Genomic DNA, 23,041 nt, shown 5'->3' with positions numbered 1-23,041 from the left:
TGTTGATTTAAATATAGTGGATTAATTAATCGTTGCCGCCTATTACTTTTTATGGGAGTAACTAAATAAATCGAGCATATAAAAATACTCTATTGTTTTTTCAGCCACTTACCATTTATACCCTGGACGTATTCACCCGGTTTAGCGCGAGCAACCAGCTTTTGTCCAGCCATTTTTGCCACTTCATCTGGCGGAATATTATTGCTCTCAGCCAGTTGCTGATAGCTGGCGTGGCGCGCTTTATTAATCTCACTCACCAGTGCCTGCGTTTCGGCATCGGTTTGCAATGCAACCAGATAGCCATTGAGCGTTTCCCCTGCTCGCCCCTGAGTTCTGGCTTCATTCAGGGTCAATGCCCACGCATTGCTACTGAGTAAACTCAGGACGACCAGCGCCACTGCAAACTGTTTTCTCATCATGACCTCAGAACAAATCGCTGCGCGATTTCAATAAACTTTCGACGTCCTTATCAACTTTGATATGGATCTCATGCTCGATTTTGACGTTCATATTAATGGTGATGGGCTCTTTTGGCGCAGCCACTTCGATTCTGGGAGTACACCCTACCAGCAGAGATGAAGTCAGCAGACCCAGCATGGCAGCTATCGTTTTCATTGTTGTTCCTCACATTCCTTGCCTTCCGGGCAATGGGTTTCCGGCAGCGCTGCATTTTGTTCAAGCCATGCCTGTAAATTGTCGCCAAAACGCAAACTGCGCCATAGCGTAAAGACGTTTTCCTCGTGGGTATAATTCAAATTAACCGTACCTACTTTGCCATCTACCCGACTATTGCCAGTCACGGTTGACTGCATGGTTAAGACACCGAGGTTATCCAGATTTATTTTCGTCCACGAATGGCTTATTTCCATATAACGCAGCCAGTTAATGGCCGCCCCCGCCGCCATGTTATCTTTGACGACCGCATCCGCTGTGTCCTTATCAATACGCAACGTCATCGGTCCTGGATTAGTCAACCAGCCGTCTTTAATGATCCATTTTTCGTTATCCAGCCATAATGGCAACGCGCCACTGACCGGGCCAGACATGGCGAACTGTTTGGGGTTAACTGCACTGATAAGCTCGCTGGAAGAGATATTCTGCACCCGCAATAAGGCCGGGTCGTGCTGCGGCATCCGCAGTTGCTGCATGATGATTTTGCCACCCAGCAGGTCGGCACTGACATCGCTCAACAGTAACGGGGTGTTTTCACTCCAGGGGTACGCCCCCTGCAGATCGGCGGCGATATTCTTCACCGTCACCTGATTCACCACTTCCGCAATACGCAGTGAAATAGGTCCACGCGTACCCAGTTGCCAAGCGCCTTCACTGAACCGGAAAGGCAATACAAAATCGACACCGTTGATTTGGTTATCGGGCATCCAGGCGCTACCGCCTTTTAACACCCCATGACCGCCTGCTTCAAAGCCCTGCTCCGGGGCTGCCGAAAACGCGACCTGCGCATACAGATCACCTTCACGTAGCTTCATTTTCCAGTCAGGTGGAACCAGAGGTTGGAATACGGTGAGCGATTGTTTTGGCCACCATGCCTGTCCGCGCAGACGGATACCGTCCCAACGACCATTCAGCTGTACGGGCCCAATCGCCCCCGCGTGAAGCTGGCCTTTGAACTGGAAAATTGTCGGATCGCTACCTTCCACGCTGAACTTCAGCGTCGATGGTGGTAACACGCTTCCCCCGGTGAAGGTGGTGTTTCCTGCGTCCAGCGACAGCGCGCCGCTAAATGTCGGTTTGGTTGCATCCCGCACCCAAACTATCGGTTCGTCCATCACCAGACGCGGATTTTCCACCTTCATCGTGCCGTATTGCAGATGATCAAATCCGGTAGAAAGATCAAATAGCTTCAGGGTGTTGTCATGCCATTCTCCCTTACCCGCTACGTCCCAACGGGCATGCATCGGCGTAAAGCTGCCTTCCCCCCAATATCGCCACTGCCAACGACCGGCATCAGGAAGAAAATCATTTGCCAGGCCATCCAGATGCAGTTCAAAGCCCCCCATCTGGTTTTCATGCGCACGTAAAATAGCCTGCAGACGCCCATCCACACCACGTTGCGTGACTTTTACGCCTGCCAGCGGCCAGCGAATCTCGTCAATATCCAGCGAATCAATCACCCGCCCACGTGAGCGCAGCAGCGCTCCTGGCTCAAAAGCCAATTGTGGATCGTTCAGACTTCCGCTAAGTCTGGCGGGCAATTTCGCGTAGAAGATCAGATCGCCCTGTTTCGCTTCACCGGTCAACTGTAGCGGCATCTCGCTACTATCCATGCCAAGCTTACCCGGCCCCAGCGTTAATACGGCATTTCCTTTACCGGCGTCGCCATGCGTCAGAACGTTCAGACGCCCGCTCACCACCGCGTTTTCCGGTCCGGCCTGCCAGTTTTCAACTTTTATGCCCAACCGCCCGCTTAACGGGAATCCCTGATAAGGCCAGTTCCAGCGTCCGTCGCTGATGGTCAGTTGCTGACGTGTTATTTCCCACGGAAGGTCAAGCAGCGGATCGGCATTATCACGCGCCATGACGATCAGTTGTCCGCTGTTTTCTTGCCACTCCAGTTCGGCGTCCACAAGCGTAGGCTCTTGCGGCAAACTTAACGTCGCAACCGCATGACCGCTTACAGGTAGTCCATCGGGCACCAGTGGCATAGTAAATTCACCGACCAGTTTTACCGGCGGCTGGCCTTCAAATGCCGCAACATCCAGCTCCGTTACCGTGAGGTTTTGCCCGTGCAAACGCCCCTGAAATTTAACTTTTTCACCCTGGTAACGCAGCTGTTGAGTAGCGGGAGTGAGCGAGAGTGACAGTTTTCCCTGCCATTCCTGCCATGGAGAAAGAATAAGTTTGTCGATGTTAATCCAGGTATTGGGCAGCATTGACTGCCATTCGGCCAGCGTTTTAGGCGCTACCGGCGATGGCTCTGCCTGCGGAAATTTGGCCAGGCAAGCTGAATCCAACTCAATGGTCCCGACATTCAGCGCCCAGCGGCTGGGGTGAGACAGATCCGCCTGAGTGATGCGCGCTAGCGGGCAATCTTCAACCAGATAGCGGAGTTCAGGTATATGCAACCCATGCCGTGTCAGCCGCGGGCTCTCATCCAGCGCGATGCGTGTTCCAACGGGTAACCAGATACCCACCAACGTAGGCACCCACAGGCCAAGCGTCATCACTAGCGTCAGCGGCACGAGAATCAATAATAAGAGGAGTGCCAGAACGGCTTTATATTTACCCTTCATGGGTAGTTAATATCCTGATTTAGCAAAAATTTAAGCCGGTTTAGGCCTGTATTGTGGCATGTTTAACTGGATATGCCCACATTAAGGATAGATAACCAATTTATAGGCACGCTGTTACACGTGCCGTCGGGGATATTAAGATTCAGACTCAATGAGGCCTCAGTTGTCCATCGCTATGTTTAGGTCCGATACGACCTGCTTCTATCAGAATTTCCTCAATGAGTTCTTCGAGGCACTCCCTACCATGATGATCGCAGACCAGATGTACCTGCCGGGAAATCTCATCAGGTTTCATACCATCGCATAATGCCGCCTGGAGCATTAGGGTGGCCCATCGTTTTGCTTCAGAGTGAGTCAGCATAACCCCTCCCGATAATTGCTACCTGTATAAGCGTAGCTGCCCGGATGTGATTCGGCTGGCTTTTTACCTTCGTTAAGTGCGACATCCCATAATGGCAAACAGCGTTTCGCCGCCTTGTTCCCCTGCCGCCAGATACCCCTCCGAGGTAAGCACCAGCGGACGACGTGTGACTGAGTTCCCGACATTTCCGCCGATGACGTCAATCTGATCGGTACCCACTGAAACTACCAGGTCGGTGTGGCTGCTGTAGTTGCCAAGATACTGATGATCATAATCAACCACCTTATCCGTATCCCTGTCCCAACAGACTAAATCCCCTACCTGCGGTTTACGCTCATTCAGTCTGTATCCCCAGTACAACGCATTGGCATTACCCTGATTTCGATCACGAATCGATTTGCTGATGTACGTCGCATGCGAAGAGGAATAGGAAAAACGATTCCCGGCTCCGGCCTGGCGCATCACCCATGAAATAAACGCCGCCGACCATGGCCAGTCATGATCACGGCCATCAAGATCGTCTCGTCCTATCTTCTCCCAATACAAACCTACGCGCTGCCACCAGCCATCCTCGCCTTCTTTATGACCGGAATGAATAATGCCACCGTTGCGGTTATAGCGCTGATCGCCGAAAAAATGCCATTCATCGATAGCGATGGATGCGGCATTTGCGGTAAAGCCGGCGGCGGGCGTCGACACTGGCGGTATTCCCTCGCCACCGTTAGCCATTTCACCAAGAAACGGGACAACAGGCTTTTCTGTCGGCAGGGCGGTTGTCTGGCGCATTAATATTTCAGGTGACGGTCCGACGAGTATGCCATTGGCATTTATGGGGACCAGCGAGAGGTCCCAATTACCGCGATCGATCTCAAATCGCAAACACTTTGTCCGGTATACGGTAGGATGAAGCTCAGGATTGCTGTGATTTGCCAGCCACTCATGTCGCACATTCACATATTGGGAAATCCAGGTGCGCTCATCGCCACCGCTGGCCGGAGGAACCTCAGGAAATCTGGCGCGCAGAAACGATAAAATACTGCCACTGTGAACAAAAGAGTCATAGATGACCAACATGGAAAGTGCATCTTTGAAGCCAAAAGACTGCGCCCAGTTCAGTGCGGGAACGTAATATCTCTCATCAAAGAACCGATCCTGAACCGTCTTCATTATTGGATCATCTCGTCCTGCGCGCCGCAGTAAGATTTTGAACTGTTCGTTATCAACCAACGGCGTATTCCCAACCTGTAGGGCATACGGAGAAAGATCGGCGCTGAACATCCCATTTGCGTTCACATATCGGGTCACCAGATCCTGTAATTTACCGTATTCAGTGGTTTGCGAACGACCATATGTCACCTGCCGAATCCCGTGCGGACCGTCATGGAATATCGCAATTACCGAGTAGTCCCCCTCGGCCGAACCGGTTTCAAACGCATTCAGAACCCGTTCACAAAGGCTCTTTATTGCTGGCGTCAGTATCATAAAACCCTCCTCGATCGACATTAATGGCTATTCTGACCGTCATGCTTTGTACTGTCGGGTTTGTTCGGTTCCGCCGGTTTTGGCCCGGTGGAACGGACCTGCATTACGCGTTGAAGAATGTCGAACCAGAAAGGTCCGCCAAGCGAGACAGCGAAAACAGTGATCAGTAATCCCACGACTTTCGCCAACAATGCCTTACAACCGTCTGGCCATGTTTGCCATCCCATTTCGAGACCAGCAGATTTCAAATCTGCAACAGCATCGTTATATTGTTTATTGGCTGATTTGAGTTCTGCGGTTACCGGTTGGGTGCAGATATCCGTCGTATTGTGATTCACACATTGGGTCGCTTCATCGATTTTTTGTTGTGCGATTGTCACCAATTTCTCTCGTACTGCAGAATCGGAAGCCAGTACCCTCGCCAGATTCAGGCTGTCAATATTTCCGCCCCCCACAAGGAATACAGCGACAACGAATGTAATCAGTTGCGTTCTGCGTTTATACCAACCTGAAGCTCGGTCCATTACCGCATCAAACTGTTTTGCAACCGCATCGCGAAAGCTGGCTGCATCATTACCCGCTTGAGCCACAAATGTTTCGAGGATGCCTTTAATTCGGTTACTTTCCGCGGTTCCCGGCAGAGAACTCACTCCGGCAGGGATCGTTGCCATTACGTTTTTCCCCACCACTAGCGCTTCCACGACCCGGGCAACAATTTCAGGGGGGATATAGGAGGGACGCCCATTTTGGCCTTTGCTAAGCGATTGAACCAACGGATGCTCAAAAAACTGGGTAATGAATTGCTCATCAGGCGCTAACTCTCCTGAAAAAAATTCTTCTAGTGCCGTGACAAGATTTTTACTGCGCAGGTTGATGCAGGCTGAAATCGCTTCAACAATGGCCGTACACGCTATTGCAAAGACAAAATAGATGGTCATCAGCCCAATCAAAACATCGAGTGCTTCAAGCCCAAACATAGTGTTTTCCTCACCACCCGGAGTGTCAGGTCAACCGGAAGCTGAACGTCGTGCAGATTCCTCCCTGAGAATATGGTTCTCATGCGGTGAATGATCGGTAAGAGATTTGTCGTAGATGAGGATGAAAAATCAATCAGAAGTCGCATGCCGTCTGGTGGGAGTAAAAACAGTTGTTGAAATCGCCTAACCTGCCCACACTAACAACAGATACGCTGAAATTATTCATTACGCCTATGACTATCAATAACTTTTTATATTTTGTAAAATAATTTGAATTGGATTAATGTGACGTCAAAATCACTGGAGAAAGTCTTATGAAACTCGCCATCTATAGTACAAAACAGTACGACAAGAAGTATCTGCAGCAGGTTAACGAGGCTTTTGGTTTTGAACTTGAATTCTTTGACTTTCTGTTGACGGAAAAAACAGCGAAAACCGCCCATGGCTGTGAAGCTGTGTGCATTTTCGTCAACGACGATGGCAGCCGCCCCGTTCTGGAAGAACTGAAAAAGCATGGCGTGAAATACATTGCGCTGCGTTGTGCCGGGTTCAATAACGTCGATCTCGACGCAGCAAAAGAGCTGGGTCTGCAGGTGGTTCGTGTTCCAGCTTATTCACCAGAGGCCGTCGCTGAGCATGCGATTGGCATGATGATGACACTGAATCGCCGTATTCACCGCGCCTATCAGCGTACCCGTGATGCCAACTTCTCTCTTGAGGGGCTGACCGGTTTTACTATGTACGGCAAAACCGCTGGGGTGATCGGTACCGGTAAAATCGGTATTGCTGCGCTGCGGATCCTGAAAGGTTTTGGTATGCGTCTTCTGGCGTTCGATCCTTACCCGAGCGCTGCTGCGCTGGAGTTAGGCGTTGAATATGTCGATCTTAAAACGCTGTTTGCCGAGTCCGATGTCATCTCTCTGCACTGCCCGTTAACACCGGAGAATTATCATCTGCTCAATCACGAAGCCTTTGAACAGATGAAAAACGGCGTGATGGTCATTAACACCAGTCGTGGTGCATTGATCGACTCACAAGCCGCTATCGATGCGCTGAAAAACCAGAAAATTGGTTCTCTGGGTATGGACGTGTACGAGAACGAACGCGATCTGTTCTTTGAAGATAAATCCAATGACGTCATTCAGGATGATGTATTCCGTCGTCTCTCAGCCTGTCATAACGTGTTGTTCACCGGACATCAGGCATTCCTGACAGCTGAAGCGTTGACCAGTATTTCTGAGACTACGCTACAGAATCTGGCCCAAATCTCCAAAGGCGAGACCTGTCCAAACGCCCTCTTCTAATTCCTGTGCTCCCCTGGCGTCAGGGGAGCATTTTCAGACAATCACCGATGATAAAACAGTCAATATCATTACTATATTGATTGTATTCCCGTCACAAACGTAGAGAAATTTAATGAAGAACGTTGTCACGTTGATTGCGCTCAGCCTGCTGATGGCGGGTTGTGTGGGCAATGGAAAAGTTTCCGTCAATCGCGAACAGTTGCAGCATCACCGCTTCGTTTTGCAAAGCGTGAATGGTAAAGCCGTCACCGCCACCACCCCACCTGAGTTAAGTTTTGGCGAAAACATGACGGTATCAGGAAAGATGTGTAATCAATTCCACGGTCAGGGCAAGCTGTCCGACGGTGAGTTGAAGGTAAAAGATATGGCGATGACACGTATGATGTGCGCCGATCCACAGCTTAACGCGCTCGACGGGATCGTCAGCGAAATGTTTAAGCAAGGCGCACAGGTCGATCTGACTGCTGACCAGTTAACGCTGGCGACAGCAGAACAAACGCTGACGTATAAACTCGCGGATTTAATGTAGGAAACGTGGTGGCTTAATAGCTCCCACAACTTCCGGCGGCAAGCGACTGCTCACTACAGCGTTTGCCGTTGGGTAGCGCACACATCCCGATAGCAGAACCATCCAGTTGACGAGCAACAGAGAGCGAACCGCCAATCATGGCGCAATTAGCTTCTCCTGAACTGGACATTGCTGCCTTCATGCCCGGTGCGACATGCGCGGCGGTTGCCTGCTGAACAGGTTCGCTGCTACAAGCCGATAATAATAACGCGGCACATCCTACCCAAAACGCTGCGCGCATCTTACTCCCCTCTGAATATTAACCAAACGACACAGCCATAAATAATAGGCAGCGGAAACACCGCCGTCGAGAGGCAAAATACGCATTTATGCGTACGGTTTACATTTTCTGGCAATTTTTTGCCTGCTCCTTTGATCAAACCATTCATTCTGTTTATTCCAGGGACACAAAAGCGAAAATCTGTCTTTAGCGCTTTTGCTAAAATAGAAGAATAACAACCAGGATTCGCCGCTGTTACGCGTGTCCCTCTTTTTGCGCAATGTAAGGGTGTCAGTATGATCACAATTGACGGTAATGGTGCGGTTGCTTCAGTCGCATTTCGTACCAGCGAGGTTATCGCCATCTACCCGATTACGCCCAGTTCGACGATGGCTGAACAGGCAGATGCCTGGGCCGGGAACGGGCTTAAGAACGTGTGGGGGGATACCCCTCGCGTCGTAGAAATGCAGTCAGAAGGCGGCGCGATCGCAACCGTTCATGGCGCGTTGCAGACCGGTGCGCTCTCTACGTCGTTTACCTCATCGCAGGGCCTGTTGCTGATGATCCCAACGCTGTACAAACTGGCCGGTCAGTTGACCCCGTTTGTACTGCACGTTGCGGCTCGTACAATTGCTACTCACGCATTATCGATCTTTGGCGATCATTCCGACGTGATGGCGGTGCGCCAGACAGGATGTGCGATGCTGTGTGCCAGCAGCGTTCAGGAGGCACAGGACTTTGCGCTGATTTCGCAAATAGCCACCCTGAAAAGCCGGGTTCCGTTTATTCATTTCTTTGATGGTTTCCGTACATCCCATGAAATCAATAAAATTGTGCCACTGGCCGACGACACGATCCTCGGACTGATGCCGCAGGCGGAAATCGATGCTCATCGCGCTCGGGCGCTTAATCCTGAGCATCCGGTTATTCGCGGTACGTCTGCGAATCCGGACACCTATTTCCAGTCACGCGAGGCAACAAACCCGTGGTACAACGCGGTTTACGATCATGTAGAACAGGCGATGAACGATTTCGCCGCAGCGACAGGTCGCCAGTACCAGCCATTTGAATATTACGGCCATCCTCAGGCTGAGCGCGTCATTATCTTAATGGGCTCGGCGATTGGAACCTGCGAAGAAGTCGTTGAAGAACTGCTGGCGCATGGCGAGAAAGTCGGCGTTCTGAAAGTGCGTCTGTTCCGTCCATTCTCTGCCAGACATTTACTGCGCGCGCTGCCGGAAACCGTACGTAGCATCGCCGTCCTGGATCGCACCAAAGAGCCCGGCGCACAGGCCGAACCATTGTATCTGGACGTGATGACCGCGTTAGCAGAAGCCTTCAACTGTGGCGAGCGAGAAACGCTGCCGCGCGTGATTGGCGGACGTTATGGCCTTTCTTCCAAAGAGTTTGGTCCAGACTGCGTGATGGCGGTCTTTAATGAGCTGAGCAGCGCGAAGCCGAAACCTCGCTTTACGGTCGGTATCTATGATGATATCACCAACTTGTCGCTACCGTTACCGGAAAACACCCTGCCCGGTACGGCTAAGCTCGAAGCGCTGTTTTACGGGCTGGGTAGCGACGGTAGCGTGTCAGCCACCAAAAACAATATCAAAATTATTGGTAACTCGACGCCATGGTATGCGCAGGGTTATTTCGTCTACGACTCGAAAAAAGCAGGCGGTCTGACGGTTTCCCACCTGCGCGTTAGCGAGCAACCTATTCGATCAGCGTATCTGGTTTCACAAGCCGATTTTGTTGGCTGTCACCAGCTGCAATTTATCGATAAGTATCAGATGGCCGAGCGCCTGAAACCAGGCGGTATCTTCCTGCTTAATACGCCATACAGTGTGGATGAAGTCTGGGGTCGTCTGCCACAGGAAGTTCAGGCGGTACTGAATCAGAAGAAAGCCCGTTTCTACGTGATTAATGCGGCCAAAATCGCCCGCGAATGCGGTCTGGCAGCGCGTATTAACACCGTTATGCAAATGGCCTTCTTCCATTTGACGCAAATCTTACCCGGCGACAGCGCGTTGGCTGAATTGCAGGGGGCGATTGCGAAAAGTTACAGCAGTAAAGGACAGGACCTTGTTGAACGTAACTGGCAGGCTCTGGCCCTGGCGCGCGAATCCGTCGCCGAAGTAGCACTCCAGCCGGTTGATCCGCACAGCGCAAACCGACCACCGGTGGTTTCTGATGCCGCACCTGATTTCGTGAAAACCGTCACCGCGGCAATGCTCGCCGGTCTGGGTGATGCCCTCCCCGTATCAGCGTTGCCGCCAGACGGCACCTGGCCAATGGGCACCACGCGTTGGGAAAAACGTAATATCGCCGAAGAGATCCCCATCTGGAAGGAAGAATTGTGTACCCAGTGTAACCACTGCGTTGCCGCGTGCCCGCACTCGGCAATCCGCGCCAAAGTGGTTTCACCTGAAGCGATGGAAAACGCCCCTGCCAGTCTGCATTCTTTGGATGTGAAATCACGCGATATGCGCGGTCAGAAGTATGTCCTGCAGGTTGCACCAGAGGATTGCACTGGCTGTAATCTGTGTGTCGAAGTTTGCCCGGCAAAAGATCGCCAAAACCCGGAAATCAAGGCCATCAATATGATGTCGCGCCTTGAGCATGTTGAAGAAGAAAAAGTTAACTATGACTTCTTCCTCAATCTGCCGGAGATCGACCGCAGCAAGCTTGAACGCATTGATATCCGTACCTCGCAGTTAATCACTCCGCTGTTTGAATATTCCGGCGCCTGTTCTGGTTGTGGTGAAACGCCGTATATCAAACTGCTTACGCAGCTGTATGGCGACCGCATGCTGATCGCTAACGCGACCGGCTGTTCATCGATTTATGGCGGTAACCTCCCCTCAACGCCGTATACGACCGATGCCAATGGTCGTGGACCTGCGTGGGCAAACTCTCTGTTCGAAGATAACGCTGAGTTTGGTCTGGGCTTCCGCCTGACGGTGGATCAACACCGTGTACGCGTCATGCGTTTGCTGGAGCAGTTTGCGGATAATATTCCGGCTGAACTGAATGACGCCCTGCATGCTGAAGCGACGCCAGAAGTACGCCGTGAGCAAGTTGCTGCGCTGCGCCAGCATCTGAAAGATGTCGAAGGTGCACAGCAACTGTTAACCGATGCCGACGCGCTGGTCGAGAAGTCCATCTGGCTGATTGGCGGCGACGGCTGGGCTTACGATATTGGTTTTGGCGGGTTGGATCACGTCCTGAGTCTCACCGAGAACGTCAATATTCTGGTACTGGATACCCAGTGTTACTCCAACACGGGTGGACAAGCGTCGAAAGCCACGCCGCTTGGGGCGGTTACCAAGTTTGGTGAGCATGGCAAGCGCAAGGCTCGCAAAGATCTTGGCGTCAGCATGATGATGTACGGGCATGTTTATGTCGCACAGATTTCTCTGGGCGCCCAGTTGAATCAGACGGTCAAAGCTATCCAGGAAGCTGAATCCTACCCCGGCCCGTCGCTGATTATCGCGTATAGCCCATGTGAGGAGCATGGCTATGACCTCGCGCTAAGCCACGATCAGATGCGTCAACTCACGGCTACCGGATTCTGGCCGCTGTACCGCTTTGACCCACGCCGAGCAGACGAAGGTAAGCTGCCGCTGGCGCTCGACTCGCGCCCACCGTCAGATGCGCTGGCCGAAACATTGCTTAACGAGCAGCGTTTCCGCCGCCTGAACGCCCAACAGCCAGAAGTTGCAGAACAGCTGTGGAAGGATGCGACGGCTGATTTGCAAAAACGCTACGACTTCCTGGCCCAACTGGCAGGCAAAGCGGAAAAGAGCGGTACCGAATAATACGTTTTTCTCAGTATTAGCCCGGAACCAAAAAAAAAGCCCGAACAGTTGTTCGGGCTTGTCAATTTATTCGCTGGCTAATTAATAAGTGTCATCAATATACCAACGAAAAATAAAACGTGACAATAAAGGCATATAACACGCGCAGAATAGCCCAACAAAATTCAATTGTATAATTTTTATTTTATATATATTTTCATTAACTCATTCATGTAAACTATCACTATTTCCGTAGAATTATTTGTTTAAGGTTTTACTTAAGACGTAACAATTCATATTTATCTCTTTACGGAACTTCTCCTTTAGCATGCTTTTACTCCCTACATGGGTGGTCACAGGTTAATAAAAAAACTAAAGGATTATTTCAATGAACAGAAAAGTATTGGCTCTTGTTATTCCTGCCCTGTTAGCTGCTGGTGCTGCTCACGCTGCAGAAGTTTATAATAAAGACGGTAACAAATTAGATCTCTACGGAAAAATTGATGGTCTGCGTTACTTCTCTGACGATGCCAGCAATGATGGCGATCAGACTTATTTCCGTGGCGGCTTCAAAGGCGAAACTCAGATTAACGATATGCTCACCGGCTATGGCCAGTGGGAATATCAGGTAAATGCCAACACTACTGAAAGCAACCGCAGCAACAACTTTACTCGTCTGGCCTTTGCAGGTCTGAAATTCGGCGACTACGGTTCATTCGACTACGGTCGTAACTACGGCGTTATGTACGACGTAGAAGGTTGGACCGATATGCTGCCAGAATTCGGTGGCGACTCTTACACCAAAGCCGACAACTTCATGACCGGTCGTGCGAACGGTGTGGCAACTTACCGCAACACCGACTTCTTCGGTTTGGTGAACGGTCTGAACTTCGCGCTGCAGTACCAGGGTGCGAACGAGCAGAAAAGCGACGAGTACGGCCAAGAAGGTACCGGTAATGGTGATGGTCGTAACGTTCAGAACTCTAACGGCGACGGCTTCGGTCTCTCCTCTACCTACGATCTGGGTATGGGCGTAAGCTTCGGTGCGGCTTACACCACGTCTGACCGTACTAACGAGCAGACCACTAAGGGCGGCGACGTTGCTGGCGGTGACAAAGCTGATTCCTGGACTGTCGGTATGAAATACGACGCGAACAACATCTACCTGGCAACCATGTATGCAGAAACTCGCAACATGACTCCATACGGTAATAGCGGCGTAGCCAACAAAACTCAGAACTTCGAAGTAACTGCACAGTACCAATTCGACTTTGGTCTGCGTCCGTCCGTTTCCTTCCTGATGTCTAAAGGTCAGGACCTGGGTGCTAACGGATCTGACGGCGATAAAGATCTGGTTAAATACGCAGACATCGGTGCGACTTACTACTTCAACAAAAACATGTCTACCTACGTTGATTACAAAATCAACCTGCTGGATGAAGACGATAGCTTCTACACCAGTAAAAACATCTCTACTGATGACGTAGTTGCTGTAGGCCTGGTTTACCAGTTCTAAGTTCGTCAGCCCGCTGGCAACGGCGGGCTATCCTTATTTTCCGTGTAATTCTGTTTTATCTCATTCAAAACATTATATCTGTTGCGTTAAAACACATCTCTGATAGATGATACCTTGCATTGAGTCTGTAGTAGAGGATACCTGCAATGAATCATCATCCTGTAAAATCATCCCGTATTGCATCCGTCGGCTATGACGAATCCTCTTGCACGCTAGAAATTCGCTTTCACCAGTTGGCTACCCTGCAATATCAGCAGGTCCCTGCCCGTATTTTTCGTGATTTCCTGATCGTGGTCTCTAAAGGCCGATTTTACGATGGAGTAATAAAAGGCAAATTTCCTGAAATCAAAATAAAGTGATGCCAAAATGTGATCGTTGTCATTGTACATAAAGTGCCATTACGCGGTAAGCTTTAGGTGGATACTTAAACAGGAGGTTTTATGAACAGAACGATTCTTGTACCCATCGATATTTCAGACTCAGAATTAACTCAACGCGTTATTGCCCATGTTGAAGCAGAAGCAAAGATTGACGATGCGCAGGTTCATTTTTTGACCGTTATTCCGTCATTGCCCTATTACGCTTCCCTGGGACTGGCCTACTCGGCAGAGTTACCGGCCATGGACGATCTGAAAGCCGAAGCGAAATCTCAACTGGAAGAGATTATCAAGAAGTTCAATATCCCAACGGACAGAGTGCACGTTCATGTCGCAGAAGGTGCGCCGAAAGACAAGATTCTGGAGATCGCTAAAAAATTACCGGCTGATATGGTCATTATTGCCTCACACCGACCTGACATCACCACCTACCTGCTGGGCTCTAACGCCGCGGCTGTAGTGCGTCACGCGGAGTGTTCGGTACTGGTAGTCCGCTAAGCTGTCTGGCCCGCATATCGTTGCGGGCTTTTTGTTTCTACGCCTTATCCCTCACGATTCCTGTCTTAAATGTGCGGACATTTTTCCCGCCAGAACATTCAGCACGTTGCCGCAAAAGGCAAACTTACTTGTTCCTTTATTAAGCGCCTGTAGTTTCAGTTTTATGAAATTTGATAATGATCCACTTGTGCAAGCAACCTATGCCCCTTATGCGATAAAATCTACAGTTTTTGCCGCAGGTGGAAAACCAGATAGTGAGATAAATATTCCGGAAATCAATGGGACTTGCATCAACTACACTTTAAGAAAAGATGCAGAGACAATGCCTTTTTATGTGGCATTCGATAAGAATGGGAATAAAAAACATTTTGGCTATATCTCCTGCCAACAGGCGAGAGATAGAGGAATATTTAGCCAATAAGGAAGAATCCTGGCAAGGAGTCATTTAAACAACCCGTTAAGCGATGAGGGTATCATTACTATTTTTTAAATGAGGACATTCAAAAAGAATAAATCGGCCCGCAAAAAAATATATTACATAATGGACCCTATGTTTCTACGCATCTATCCTACATGACTACCCTAAATGACAGTTCGATGCGCAGATAATATCGATGGTAAGGTTCCCGCTTTCCTGCGTTGATGTATCGCTACGTCACGACAACATTACGTCCTCTCTTGAAACCCAGGTAAAAACAGAGTATAAATACTGTATATAAATCCAGTAAAAGAGCGATAAGCAATGTTCGTGGAACTCGTTTATGACAAAAGGAATTTTGATGGTCTGCCCGGCGCAAAAGATATTATTCTCGGCGAATTGACCAAGAGGGTTCATCGGATCTTCCCCGATGCTGAAGTTCGGGTTAAACCGATGATGACACTTCCGGCGATCAACACTGACGCCAGCAAGCATGAAAAAGAACAGATAAGCCGAACGGTTCAAAAAATGTTTGAAGAGGCTGATATGTGGCTGGTTTCAGATTAAGCACCTTGAACCGTCATATTGCTTAAGTACCATCCGCTGTGACTGGCAATCATTCAATACTCGCACTATCGGACGCTTGCCGGTCGGCCGCAGCCATGCTCTTGCATACGGCATGGTTGCGGCAGTTCGCCACACCCTGCGTTTTTCGCTCCCTGACATTGCTCGTTGATAGTTCAGAACTGAATTATCTGGCGGTGAACTGCTCCACAATTTTCTTCAGCGCTTCAATATCTGCTTTCAACTGATTAATTTCTTCCTGTCCGGGACCATGTACCTTTATTCAATCGTTCGGTTCACAGTTTATTCTGGTCTGGTCACGGAGAGCAAAAATCTTACTACTCTATGAGTAGCATCGATGCCAGATAGAACGCAGCTGTAAAACGTGCTGGTATTCGTCGCCGTAATCCGTACCATACGCGGCATACTTTTGCCTGCTGGCTGTAATCGGCTGGAGCGAACCCATCATTTATAGCTAATCAGATGGGGCATGAAAACGCGCAAATAGTGTACGACGTCTACAGTACATGGATTGAAGAAATGAATGACGATCGGGTTGCAATGTTGAATAACCAACTAGCCCTGTGATTGAAGTTTGCCCATTATATGCCCCTTTTGGTTTTTGAGAACGGTAAGAATGCAAGATAATCAACAAGTTACAAAGAAAGAACAATACAACCTGAACAAGTAGCGCCACCTCAAATAACTCATTGAAAATGGTGATATTTTCATTTTATTCAATACGTTAGCCACTTCACTTATCTACCTTAAACTCCAATAAAGTACATTTTACCTGTCCCATTTCATGCCCCAAATGGCGTTTTGCCCCAAGATTTGCCCCATCCGAGCCCCTAATTCCTAAAAGATAATTTCGGCGAGGCACTTTCCAGAGTCTTGATGGTTACATTTACAGAGCATGTAAATGGCTCATCAACTATCACAACACGACTTTCATGTTTGCTGGCGCGCAACACTTTTTTCTCTGCCCTATACTTTCAGTCTGACATCTGGCTGGAGGTTTCTATGTGTGGACGTTTTTCACAGTCAATGACACGAGAGGCCTATCTCGCCCTGCTCGCCGAAGAAGCCGAACGCGACATTCCATACGATCCGGAACCTATTGGACGATTCAACGTCGCGCCGGGTACCAAAGTTCTGCTACTGAGCGAACGTGACGAGCAGCTGCATCTTGAACCAGTGCTTTGGGGATACGCCCCGGGATGGTGGGATAAACCACCGCTAATTAACGCACGTTCTGAAACTGCGGCCACCAGCAGAATGTTTAAACCACTCTGGCAACATGGGCGCGCTATTTGCTTTGCTGATGGCTGGTACGAATGGAAAAAGGAAGGCGACCAAAAACAACCCTACTTCATTCATCGAGCTGATGGCCAGCCGATATTCATGGCGGCAATCGGCAGCACACCATTCGAACGTGGAGATGAAGCAGAAGGATTTCTGATAGTGACGGCTGCTGCCGACAAAGGACTGGTAGATATTCACGACAGGCGGCCACTGGTACTGTCACCAGAGGCTGCTCGTGAATGGATAAGGCAGGACGTTGGAGGGAAAGAAGCTGCAGAAATTGCAGCCGACGGTTCCATTCCGGCTGATAAATTTATATGGCACGCCGTGAAGCGTGACATTGGGAATGTGAAAAATCAGGTAGCTCAGCTACTCCAGCCAGATTAATGCCAACCATTTGATATAAAAACATAATCCTACCAATTCACACTTAACTAGCTATTATCATTTTTCTACTCCGCTTATTATTATTATTATAGTTTTTGGGGTTTTGATAACCGTTTTTGGCATCCTGGGGAGTTGCCGCCGTAATCCAGGCTATTTTTTATTTGTACAACATAATCACATCTGAATTATAGGGGACAGTAAAATCCGCGTTGTTAGTTACTTCTGGATATGTCAATGTAATGGCTAAATCTAGCATGCTTCCAGGCAACCCAATACGCCTATCCTCCTCTGAATGACGTTGATTGCAATGGTTAACTATATAAAAGGTAAACTGCATGGTCGCGATGAAATTTCCATTAAACAAACTAACCATATCAACAAATAAATTACTACGATTTACTTATTGTTATTTATTATTACGGTTACTATATACATCTATATAGCTGTTCACATTATGCCAGTGTACCTTATTAAATTTTCAGGTGAACATATGTACAAGCACAAATCAAAGTTATTATCATCTTTATTCCTTTTTAGTTCGGCACTTCTTGCCTGCCCAGATGATCAATACGAGCAATGTGTGGCTTTCGTTTGTGCATGCTTACCGAAAGTTGATGGTGACATTGGAAAAGCAGGTGAAACAATCAAAAACACACTACCTTCGGTAGATGTAAATTCTTGCCTAGCTGATATATCTAAATGTGTAACGACTATATTAGCCGCGCCTTTAGCCGCACCAATTAAAACCTATCTCGCTAATTTATATGTAAACACAAACAACAGTGCACAACATTTCACTCCAGAATTCATTGCGTTGGTCCAACCTTATTATGAAGCGAATCTTAGCAATGTCACTTTCGCAAATAATGTTAATACAGGAATAAACAACTCCGTTTCTTATTGTGACCGCATCTTTTTTACTACAAATGGAAACCCTTGGGCTGATAAAAATGAATTACATTTAACTTTGCATGAACTTGAACACGTTGTTCAGTGTGAAAAAAGGGGGAAAGATACTTACCTAGCTGAGTACATGTTAAAAGCTTCACTTGATGTTTTAAAATCGGGAACTTTTAATGTTCACGACATTCATGACTATGAAGTTGCTGCAGAATCAAAAGCAAACCAACTCACGGATAAAATCTGGAATAGTATTCAAAATGGTTCTGTTCCTGTGCCTCCATGGCTTGCAATCCAACGTCAAACACCTGCAAATACACCTTACCTTACTGTTAGTAATCAACAATGCATGGCTGGCTATTATTTTATAAACTCCCCTGGTGGGGTGTGTTGTTCTAATAACAACAAAAAATGTATGAATTTAACCACAGGGATAACTGTTTGCAGCATTAGCGGGTGCTAAAATACCATACGAGTAGGCTCTTGCCCTCTGCAGTTTATAAATGAGTCGGGTTCAGGCAGTGTGCAATGGTCTCGTCCTGCAGCCGGTCATTGACGGAGCGCACCATGTCACACCTCGTCCGGTGGTGGTTCGGTCAGCGAAGATGACTCTGTCAATAGCTCGCTCAGCACCAAATCGGGATCCGCATCAGCATCAATCAGGTTGAGCTTTTGCAGTGCTTTAATGGCGTCCACGCGGCGAATATCACCACCCTGACGCAGTGACTGAATAGCCAGCGCAGCAGGCGGGTTGAACTCTTTCGACTCGACATCCAGCTCGGTGCGGACATCGACGTTACCACCCTTAGATTCCCCGATGTACTCAGCCATAATTTGCAGGATGTTGTCGATCGCATCCTCGAGGCTGGTTGCCATGGTGTAGAGCGGTGACTGCTCCTGCATCTTCTCTTCTGAGGTCTGGTCAACAGACTTGGCGAAGTATTGTCGGTACGCAGCAGCTTCGCGCCAGCCTGACGCATCTGCTCTACCAGGTCGGTCAGCGACTCTTTACCCGATGCTATTGAAGTGCCGGTGTGTTCAACGAACTCAAGCCCCTGCTTCTGACGGTCGGAGAACTGAGTTGCAGACGAAGAGCCAATTACCAGTTCCTGCCCATCCTCTAGGCCGAATACCGTAAGCAACGGGACACGCGCTACGTGCAGGATGTTGTCCTGCTCGCTCTGGCTCTGCCAGTGCTTAACATTCAGCAGCGCCATGTTGAGCAGCGGCGGAGAGCCGCACATAAACCCGGTGCGTTTGGTGTATAGCGTGACCAGCGTGATGTCCTGCCGGGATTTTTGCCACTCCTCGTGCAGCGTCCAGTTCACCTGGGCGTTGTCGCCAGTGGCCTTGCGGTAAATCTGCACCTGCCCGGGCGTCAGCAGGCGAATCTGTTCAACCTTCGTCTGCCCGAAGTCGTCGCCATCTTCGACAACTACCTCTTTGATACGCAGCTCCGTGAGCACGACCTTGCCGGCAGTCATCTTTGACTTCCAGCCAATTACCTGTCGGGGATTGAGCATCGTTACGTATGGCCGCGCACCGGTGGCTTTCTCATCAGCCTTAGTCTTCACCTGTTCGGCATCTACCCGCGGATAATCCACCAACGCATGAGAAAGGCCGTACTGCATCGCCAGACTGAAGAATGCCTGCGCCCATACATCGAGACGACTGCCTTCAAGATCCACGCCCTTCACGAACTCGCGCAGTGCATCCGGGACGTTCTCGCCCAACTGAACTGGCTCCGCGAACACCCGCCCAACGTTCTGGTTAATCGTCTCTTCATTCGCAGGGAGTAACGTGGCCACGGCCAGGCGCTTTTTGTAGTCCTCTTTGTCTTCTTTCGGCCAGCGCGGCATATAAGCCTCACCGAGCTGGCGCATATACAGCGTGCCGCCCATAAGGGCGTCGTTAATGTCCCACGCCTGCACCATGTTCCCATAGTCCAGATTGGGTGTTGAAATATCAGGCATGGGGTTAGAGCCTCAGGCTGGTGACTTTGCCGACTTTCTTCGGCGGTGAATGCAGGACGGCATATCGCGTACCGTCCCAATCGTGATCTTCCTGCTGGGTATCAACGTCATCAGGGTTCTTACTGTCGCGAACGAGCACCGGCACGCGGCTTATCCACCCCCGGCAGTAGTCAAACACGTAGAATGCTGGCTTCTCAGGTATGCCTGATTCCAGCTTCTTACCTTCAATGACGGCCTCAAGCATGTCAGCAAACAGGGCTGCGCCGTTCACGCGCGACCCTGGTTTCTTGTTGGATGGAACCCACTTAACGCCCTGCGATTCCATCTTCTGGGCAATAGAGAGTTCGTCATCGCCAGTGTTGTAAATTGCGCCGTCAGCCGGGCCGGGGGTAACCTTCTTGCAGATACCGGGCATGATGTTCAGTTGCCCCTGAGTGATTCCGTAGAGCTTTATTTCTTCGGGTTCAGCCAGCTCTTCGCCCACCAGCCGCTTATCCACCCACGCCACGCCTTTAGCGACGTTTGTGGACGACATATTCAGGCCTTTGTTGAGCTCATCAGGCGGGCAGCCGTACCACTCGCCAATCAGGATAAGCGACCCGGCAGGCGGGCAGAACTGACGGCCATCGGGCAACTCTGCGGCGGTACCGTCGGCGCGCGCCCACCAGAGGTTAGAGAACGGCTTCGACTCGCCCCAGTCATGGGAGCGGTCAACTGTCCAGCAATCCGGGATGCGGAACGGCTTAATGACGTGTAGTGACTCATTCCACAGGTGGTCAAAGCGCCCGCCGCTGGTGACGTCCCACCAGCCCTCTACCCATGCTTTGCGGCGATTAGGGTCTTTGATGGCCATCAGCGTTGCGATGTACTGGGGGTCGAGATACGGGTTCTCTTTGAACGAGCCGTGAATAGCCACTCGCGTCAGCGTCACATCCTCTTCGCGTTCGGTCTGCGGGTTAAACACCTTCTGCGTTTCGCGAATGATGGTGCCGCGTGGTGCGGGCTCAATGAAGCGCTTCTTCACCCAAGTATGGCCGATGCCAAAGGGGTTTGTGGTGCTAAACGTCTCCAGGGGGATCGGCTTGAGTAGCGAGCCATCATCCAGCGGGTAGTTTTCCGGGCGGAACGACGAACGTCGACAGGAGAACATCATTTCGTAGAACTCAGCCGATTGCTGCTTTGTCAGTTCGTTGAACCTGATAAACGGGAATTCCTGACCGTGGTAGTCCCAGTAGTCGCCCTCTTCCTTCCCGAAGCGGAACAACAGCTCTTCGCCAGTAGGCCACACCCAACGTAATTCACTGGCCGATGCCAGATAGCGTGCGCCGTCGTTAAATAGGCGATACATACGCTTTGACTGGGTAATGATGTCGGTGAGGTTCTTATACTCGGTATCGAAAATGACGCCACGCCAGAACGAGCCATAGCCCAGACAGACCAAGCGACGAAAGCGCGCCAGTTGCGCTGCAGTTTTACCGGGGCCGCGCGTTCCCTCATAGAGGATTTCGTTACATGGGCAGCTCAGGGAGAGCGATTGCGATCCCGGCAAAGGTTTCCAGACGGCTTTGTAATTCATCCACCAAGAATCTCACTCTGCTGTTTCTGCGCTGCCGCTTCCCAACTATCCACATTGTCGCTGGTGGGTACCAGCATGACGTTGTGAGTCGCTACGACTTTCTGCTCGACCTGCTCTTTGAAGGCCTGCACACGAACGTGCTTACCGAGCAACTCAAGGTTCTTCACCTTATCCGGCCACTTAACCTTTTTGAGGATGGTTTCCGCCGTCTCCTCGTCGAAGTTCTGAATCGTGGTGCTAATATCCAACCCAGTGAGTGTGGTTCGCCACGACTTTGGCCAGAGGCTGATCGCTTTAAGACTGCCATCGTCATTGAGGATGTCCAGCACGTCCATCTGGTCGATTTCAACCAAGCGCCGGAGCACATAATCAGCATCAATACCCACAACTTCGTTGCGCTTCGTTTTGAGTTCGGCGATCCTGTTTTGAATATCAAGTTTTGACAAGTTCTGGCCGGCTATGCGGTTCGCAGTTTTGACGCTGTACCCCGCCCGAATAGCCGCCTGCGTGGCGTTTAAATCGATGAGGTACTCGCGACAGAACATATCTTGTTTGTCGGTGAGTGCCATTTAAATACCTTTGGGAGATGCTGATGGGCAACGTGAAAATTTACGTTGGATTGGTTAACGGCGCACTTATGCCAATCATTGAAGATAAAACCTCAGAAGAGATCGTTACTGTCTTCACTGGTGATGATACTGGCGCACCACCAACATCTGTCACGATTGAAGTGACTACCGAAAATGGATCAAAAGTCAAAATTTACATACCCAATAGTTCTGCTGATGCCAGCGTTACGGTTGACGGTAAAAGCGTATAATCACTATGGACATGGCATTGTTTCTGTCTATGGTGATGGCCTCATATAATTACAACTCTTTCAAAACATTATGGTTGAAGTATGAAATTACAAATCCCAGTTCGTGGCGACATAATTCGGACCAAACGCACAGAAGATATAATGAATGTCAAACTTACCTTTTGGCATTGGGCTGTCTTTGTATCACCGAATGAGGTCATTCATTACACGTCACCAAAAAGCGATGCGGGCGGTGATAGCATGAAAATACAACCAACTGACTTTGAAGGTTTCTTGAAGAGAAATAACCATTTTGAAATAGTCGAATTCCCTTCTGAATATCACGCTCAAAAAAAATACTCTCAAGGAGTAAAGTCGTCAAACCATGTAACCAAACAACTTCCTATCAGCCCTCTTAAATGGCTGCTCCCTGGATTTTTGAGCATTCCAATGTCTGCCGCCAAGGTTGCTGCAAAATTAAATTCGTTCAGATATCAACTTGCGACACCCGACCAAGTAGTTGAAAGAGCGAGATCCAGATGTGGAGAGCAAAAATATAATTTCATGTTGAATAACTGTGAGCATTTCGCCGTTTTTTGCAAAACAGGAGTAGCTGAAAGCGAGCAAACTGCTCTATGGAAGTACCTTGAAAGTATAAACAGGAAGATCGATAACGTCGGAGAACACTCGAGAAGTATTCATAATCTTATGACGTAAGGTCATAACTAAGCAGAAGGCTTTTTATCCGCCTGGAAAGGATATTCA

General features: G+C 49.5%; 20 protein-coding genes and 2 pseudogenes. 13 read left to right on the top strand and 9 right to left on the bottom strand.

Annotated features, from left to right (window positions below; genetic code table 11):
- Positions 1-89 precede the first annotated feature (89 nt).
- The 5 genes from GHC22_RS11395 to GHC22_RS11370 form a co-directional block, all read right to left on the bottom strand.
- Complete coding sequence (locus tag GHC22_RS11395; RefSeq protein WP_153753981.1) at positions 90-416, bottom strand: YdbL family protein; 327 nt, start codon at positions 414-416, stop codon at positions 90-92.
- Positions 417-423: 7 nt separating this feature from the next.
- Positions 424-615: a YnbE family lipoprotein gene (locus GHC22_RS11390; RefSeq protein ID WP_008784882.1), complete on the bottom strand. Its 192-nt coding sequence runs from the start codon at positions 613-615 to the stop codon at positions 424-426.
- Complete coding sequence (locus GHC22_RS11385; protein WP_153752973.1) at positions 612-3,251, bottom strand: YdbH family protein; 2,640 nt, start codon at positions 3,249-3,251, stop codon at positions 612-614. The genes GHC22_RS11390 and GHC22_RS11385 overlap by 4 nt, the downstream gene beginning before the upstream one ends.
- 433 nt (positions 3,252-3,684) lie before the next feature.
- Positions 3,685-5,094 carry a DUF2272 domain-containing protein gene (locus tag GHC22_RS11375; RefSeq protein WP_153752969.1) on the bottom strand — a complete coding sequence of 470 codons (1,410 nt, stop codon included), beginning with the start codon at positions 5,092-5,094 and terminating at the stop codon, positions 3,685-3,687.
- A 20-nt stretch (positions 5,095-5,114) separates the two neighbouring features.
- On the bottom strand, positions 5,115-6,071 hold the full coding sequence (locus GHC22_RS11370; RefSeq protein ID WP_153752967.1) for a hypothetical protein: 957 nt from the start codon (positions 6,069-6,071) through the stop codon (positions 5,115-5,117).
- A gap of 314 nt (positions 6,072-6,385) precedes the next feature.
- On the opposite strand from GHC22_RS11370, the gene GHC22_RS11365 reads away from it, so the two are divergent.
- Complete coding sequence (locus GHC22_RS11365; protein ID WP_003833196.1) at positions 6,386-7,375, top strand: 2-hydroxyacid dehydrogenase; 990 nt, start codon at positions 6,386-6,388, stop codon at positions 7,373-7,375.
- A gap of 112 nt (positions 7,376-7,487) precedes the next feature.
- Positions 7,488-7,904, top strand: a complete 417-nt coding sequence (hslJ, locus tag GHC22_RS11360; RefSeq protein WP_153752965.1) for a heat shock protein HslJ — start codon at positions 7,488-7,490, stop codon at positions 7,902-7,904.
- A gap of 13 nt (positions 7,905-7,917) precedes the next feature.
- Here the strand turns inward: hslJ and GHC22_RS11355 are convergent, their stop codons facing one another.
- The gene (locus tag GHC22_RS11355) at positions 7,918-8,184 is read right to left on the bottom strand and encodes a DUF333 domain-containing protein (RefSeq protein WP_003833199.1); all 267 of its coding nucleotides are present in this window, start codon (positions 8,182-8,184) and stop codon (positions 7,918-7,920) included.
- 275 nt (positions 8,185-8,459) lie between these two features.
- On the opposite strand from GHC22_RS11355, the gene nifJ reads away from it, so the two are divergent.
- The 9 genes and pseudogenes from nifJ (at position 8,460) to GHC22_RS11315 (ending at position 18,391) form a co-directional block, all read left to right on the top strand.
- A complete protein-coding gene (gene nifJ, locus GHC22_RS11350) occupies positions 8,460-11,984 on the top strand; it encodes a pyruvate:ferredoxin (flavodoxin) oxidoreductase (RefSeq protein ID WP_153752963.1) in 3,525 nt (1,174 codons plus the stop codon).
- 367 nt (positions 11,985-12,351) lie between these two features.
- Positions 12,352-13,479 (top strand): porin OmpC, encoded by a 1,128-nt coding sequence (gene ompC, locus GHC22_RS11345; RefSeq protein WP_153752961.1) that lies wholly within the window; start codon positions 12,352-12,354, stop codon positions 13,477-13,479.
- A 146-nt stretch (positions 13,480-13,625) separates the two neighbouring features.
- On the top strand, positions 13,626-13,838 hold the full coding sequence (locus GHC22_RS11340; protein WP_003833205.1) for a KTSC domain-containing protein: 213 nt from the start codon (positions 13,626-13,628) through the stop codon (positions 13,836-13,838).
- Between the two features lie 81 nt (positions 13,839-13,919).
- Positions 13,920-14,354 carry a universal stress protein UspF gene (uspF, locus tag GHC22_RS11335; RefSeq protein WP_003833207.1) on the top strand — a complete coding sequence of 145 codons (435 nt, stop codon included), beginning with the start codon at positions 13,920-13,922 and terminating at the stop codon, positions 14,352-14,354.
- A 163-nt stretch (positions 14,355-14,517) separates the two neighbouring features.
- Complete coding sequence (locus GHC22_RS11330) at positions 14,518-14,775, top strand: hypothetical protein (RefSeq protein ID WP_153752959.1); 258 nt, start codon at positions 14,518-14,520, stop codon at positions 14,773-14,775.
- 321 nt (positions 14,776-15,096) lie between these two features.
- Positions 15,097-15,339, top strand: a complete 243-nt coding sequence (locus GHC22_RS11325; protein ID WP_153752957.1) for a DinI family protein — start codon at positions 15,097-15,099, stop codon at positions 15,337-15,339.
- Between the two features lie 315 nt (positions 15,340-15,654).
- Positions 15,655-15,924 (top strand): annotated as a pseudogene (locus tag GHC22_RS24670) (tyrosine-type recombinase/integrase); the annotation flags it as partial.
- A gap of 435 nt (positions 15,925-16,359) precedes the next feature.
- Entirely contained in the window at positions 16,360-17,028 is a 669-nt protein-coding gene (locus tag GHC22_RS11320) for an SOS response-associated peptidase (RefSeq protein ID WP_153752955.1), read from the top strand.
- A gap of 490 nt (positions 17,029-17,518) precedes the next feature.
- Entirely contained in the window at positions 17,519-18,391 is an 873-nt protein-coding gene (locus GHC22_RS11315) for a hypothetical protein (protein ID WP_153752953.1), read from the top strand.
- Between the two features lie 107 nt (positions 18,392-18,498).
- Here the strand turns inward: GHC22_RS11315 and GHC22_RS11310 are convergent.
- From GHC22_RS11310 to GHC22_RS11300, 3 genes and pseudogenes are all read right to left on the bottom strand, one after another.
- Positions 18,499-19,901, bottom strand: a pseudogene (locus GHC22_RS11310) (DUF4055 domain-containing protein).
- A gap of 4 nt (positions 19,902-19,905) precedes the next feature.
- Positions 19,906-21,477 (bottom strand): terminase, encoded by a 1,572-nt coding sequence (locus tag GHC22_RS11305; protein ID WP_153752951.1) that lies wholly within the window; start codon positions 21,475-21,477, stop codon positions 19,906-19,908.
- On the bottom strand, positions 21,474-22,046 hold the full coding sequence (locus tag GHC22_RS11300) for a terminase small subunit (protein ID WP_153752949.1): 573 nt from the start codon (positions 22,044-22,046) through the stop codon (positions 21,474-21,476). The genes GHC22_RS11305 and GHC22_RS11300 overlap by 4 nt, the downstream gene beginning before the upstream one ends.
- A 23-nt stretch (positions 22,047-22,069) precedes the next feature.
- Here GHC22_RS11300 and GHC22_RS11295 point away from each other — a divergent pair, with 23 nt between their 5' ends.
- Together GHC22_RS11295 and GHC22_RS11290 are read left to right on the top strand one after the other, a co-directional pair.
- Complete coding sequence (locus GHC22_RS11295) at positions 22,070-22,297, top strand: hypothetical protein (RefSeq protein WP_153752947.1); 228 nt, start codon at positions 22,070-22,072, stop codon at positions 22,295-22,297.
- Positions 22,298-22,378: 81 nt separating this feature from the next.
- Positions 22,379-22,993 (top strand): lecithin retinol acyltransferase family protein, encoded by a 615-nt coding sequence (locus GHC22_RS11290; protein ID WP_153752945.1) that lies wholly within the window; start codon positions 22,379-22,381, stop codon positions 22,991-22,993.
- Positions 22,994-23,041 lie beyond the last annotated feature (48 nt).

Origin of the sequence: Citrobacter sp. H12-3-2, assembly GCF_009649895.1 — a bacterium.
In the GTDB taxonomy this organism is placed as follows: domain Bacteria; phylum Pseudomonadota; class Gammaproteobacteria; order Enterobacterales; family Enterobacteriaceae; genus Citrobacter; species Citrobacter portucalensis.
This window is presented reverse-complemented; position numbering and strand designations above follow the sequence as displayed.

What these genes read in the sequence shown, in the direction of transcription:
- GHC22_RS11395 (WP_153753981.1), bottom strand. Translation starts at nt 416, where the DNA reads ATGAGAAAACAGTTTGCAGTGGCGCTGGTCGTCCTGAGTTTACTCAGT.
- GHC22_RS11390 (WP_008784882.1), bottom strand. Translation starts at nt 615, where the DNA reads ATGAAAACGATAGCTGCCATGCTGGGTCTGCTGACTTCATCTCTGCTG.
- GHC22_RS11385 (WP_153752973.1), bottom strand. Translation starts at nt 3,251, where the DNA reads ATGAAGGGTAAATATAAAGCCGTTCTGGCACTCCTCTTATTATTGATT.
- GHC22_RS11375 (WP_153752969.1), bottom strand. Translation starts at nt 5,094, where the DNA reads ATGATACTGACGCCAGCAATAAAGAGCCTTTGTGAACGGGTTCTGAAT.
- GHC22_RS11370 (WP_153752967.1), bottom strand. Translation starts at nt 6,071, where the DNA reads ATGTTTGGGCTTGAAGCACTCGATGTTTTGATTGGGCTGATGACCATC.
- GHC22_RS11365 (WP_003833196.1), top strand. Translation starts at nt 6,386, where the DNA reads ATGAAACTCGCCATCTATAGTACAAAACAGTACGACAAGAAGTATCTG.
- hslJ (WP_153752965.1), top strand. Translation starts at nt 7,488, where the DNA reads ATGAAGAACGTTGTCACGTTGATTGCGCTCAGCCTGCTGATGGCGGGT.
- GHC22_RS11355 (WP_003833199.1), bottom strand. Translation starts at nt 8,184, where the DNA reads ATGCGCGCAGCGTTTTGGGTAGGATGTGCCGCGTTATTATTATCGGCT.
- nifJ (WP_153752963.1), top strand. Translation starts at nt 8,460, where the DNA reads ATGATCACAATTGACGGTAATGGTGCGGTTGCTTCAGTCGCATTTCGT.
- ompC (WP_153752961.1), top strand. Translation starts at nt 12,352, where the DNA reads ATGAACAGAAAAGTATTGGCTCTTGTTATTCCTGCCCTGTTAGCTGCT.
- GHC22_RS11340 (WP_003833205.1), top strand. Translation starts at nt 13,626, where the DNA reads ATGAATCATCATCCTGTAAAATCATCCCGTATTGCATCCGTCGGCTAT.
- uspF (WP_003833207.1), top strand. Translation starts at nt 13,920, where the DNA reads ATGAACAGAACGATTCTTGTACCCATCGATATTTCAGACTCAGAATTA.
- GHC22_RS11330 (WP_153752959.1), top strand. Translation starts at nt 14,518, where the DNA reads ATGAAATTTGATAATGATCCACTTGTGCAAGCAACCTATGCCCCTTAT.
- GHC22_RS11325 (WP_153752957.1), top strand. Translation starts at nt 15,097, where the DNA reads ATGTTCGTGGAACTCGTTTATGACAAAAGGAATTTTGATGGTCTGCCC.
- GHC22_RS11320 (WP_153752955.1), top strand. Translation starts at nt 16,360, where the DNA reads ATGTGTGGACGTTTTTCACAGTCAATGACACGAGAGGCCTATCTCGCC.
- GHC22_RS11315 (WP_153752953.1), top strand. Translation starts at nt 17,519, where the DNA reads ATGTACAAGCACAAATCAAAGTTATTATCATCTTTATTCCTTTTTAGT.
- GHC22_RS11305 (WP_153752951.1), bottom strand. Translation starts at nt 21,477, where the DNA reads ATGAATTACAAAGCCGTCTGGAAACCTTTGCCGGGATCGCAATCGCTC.
- GHC22_RS11300 (WP_153752949.1), bottom strand. Translation starts at nt 22,046, where the DNA reads ATGGCACTCACCGACAAACAAGATATGTTCTGTCGCGAGTACCTCATC.
- GHC22_RS11295 (WP_153752947.1), top strand. Translation starts at nt 22,070, where the DNA reads ATGGGCAACGTGAAAATTTACGTTGGATTGGTTAACGGCGCACTTATG.
- GHC22_RS11290 (WP_153752945.1), top strand. Translation starts at nt 22,379, where the DNA reads ATGAAATTACAAATCCCAGTTCGTGGCGACATAATTCGGACCAAACGC.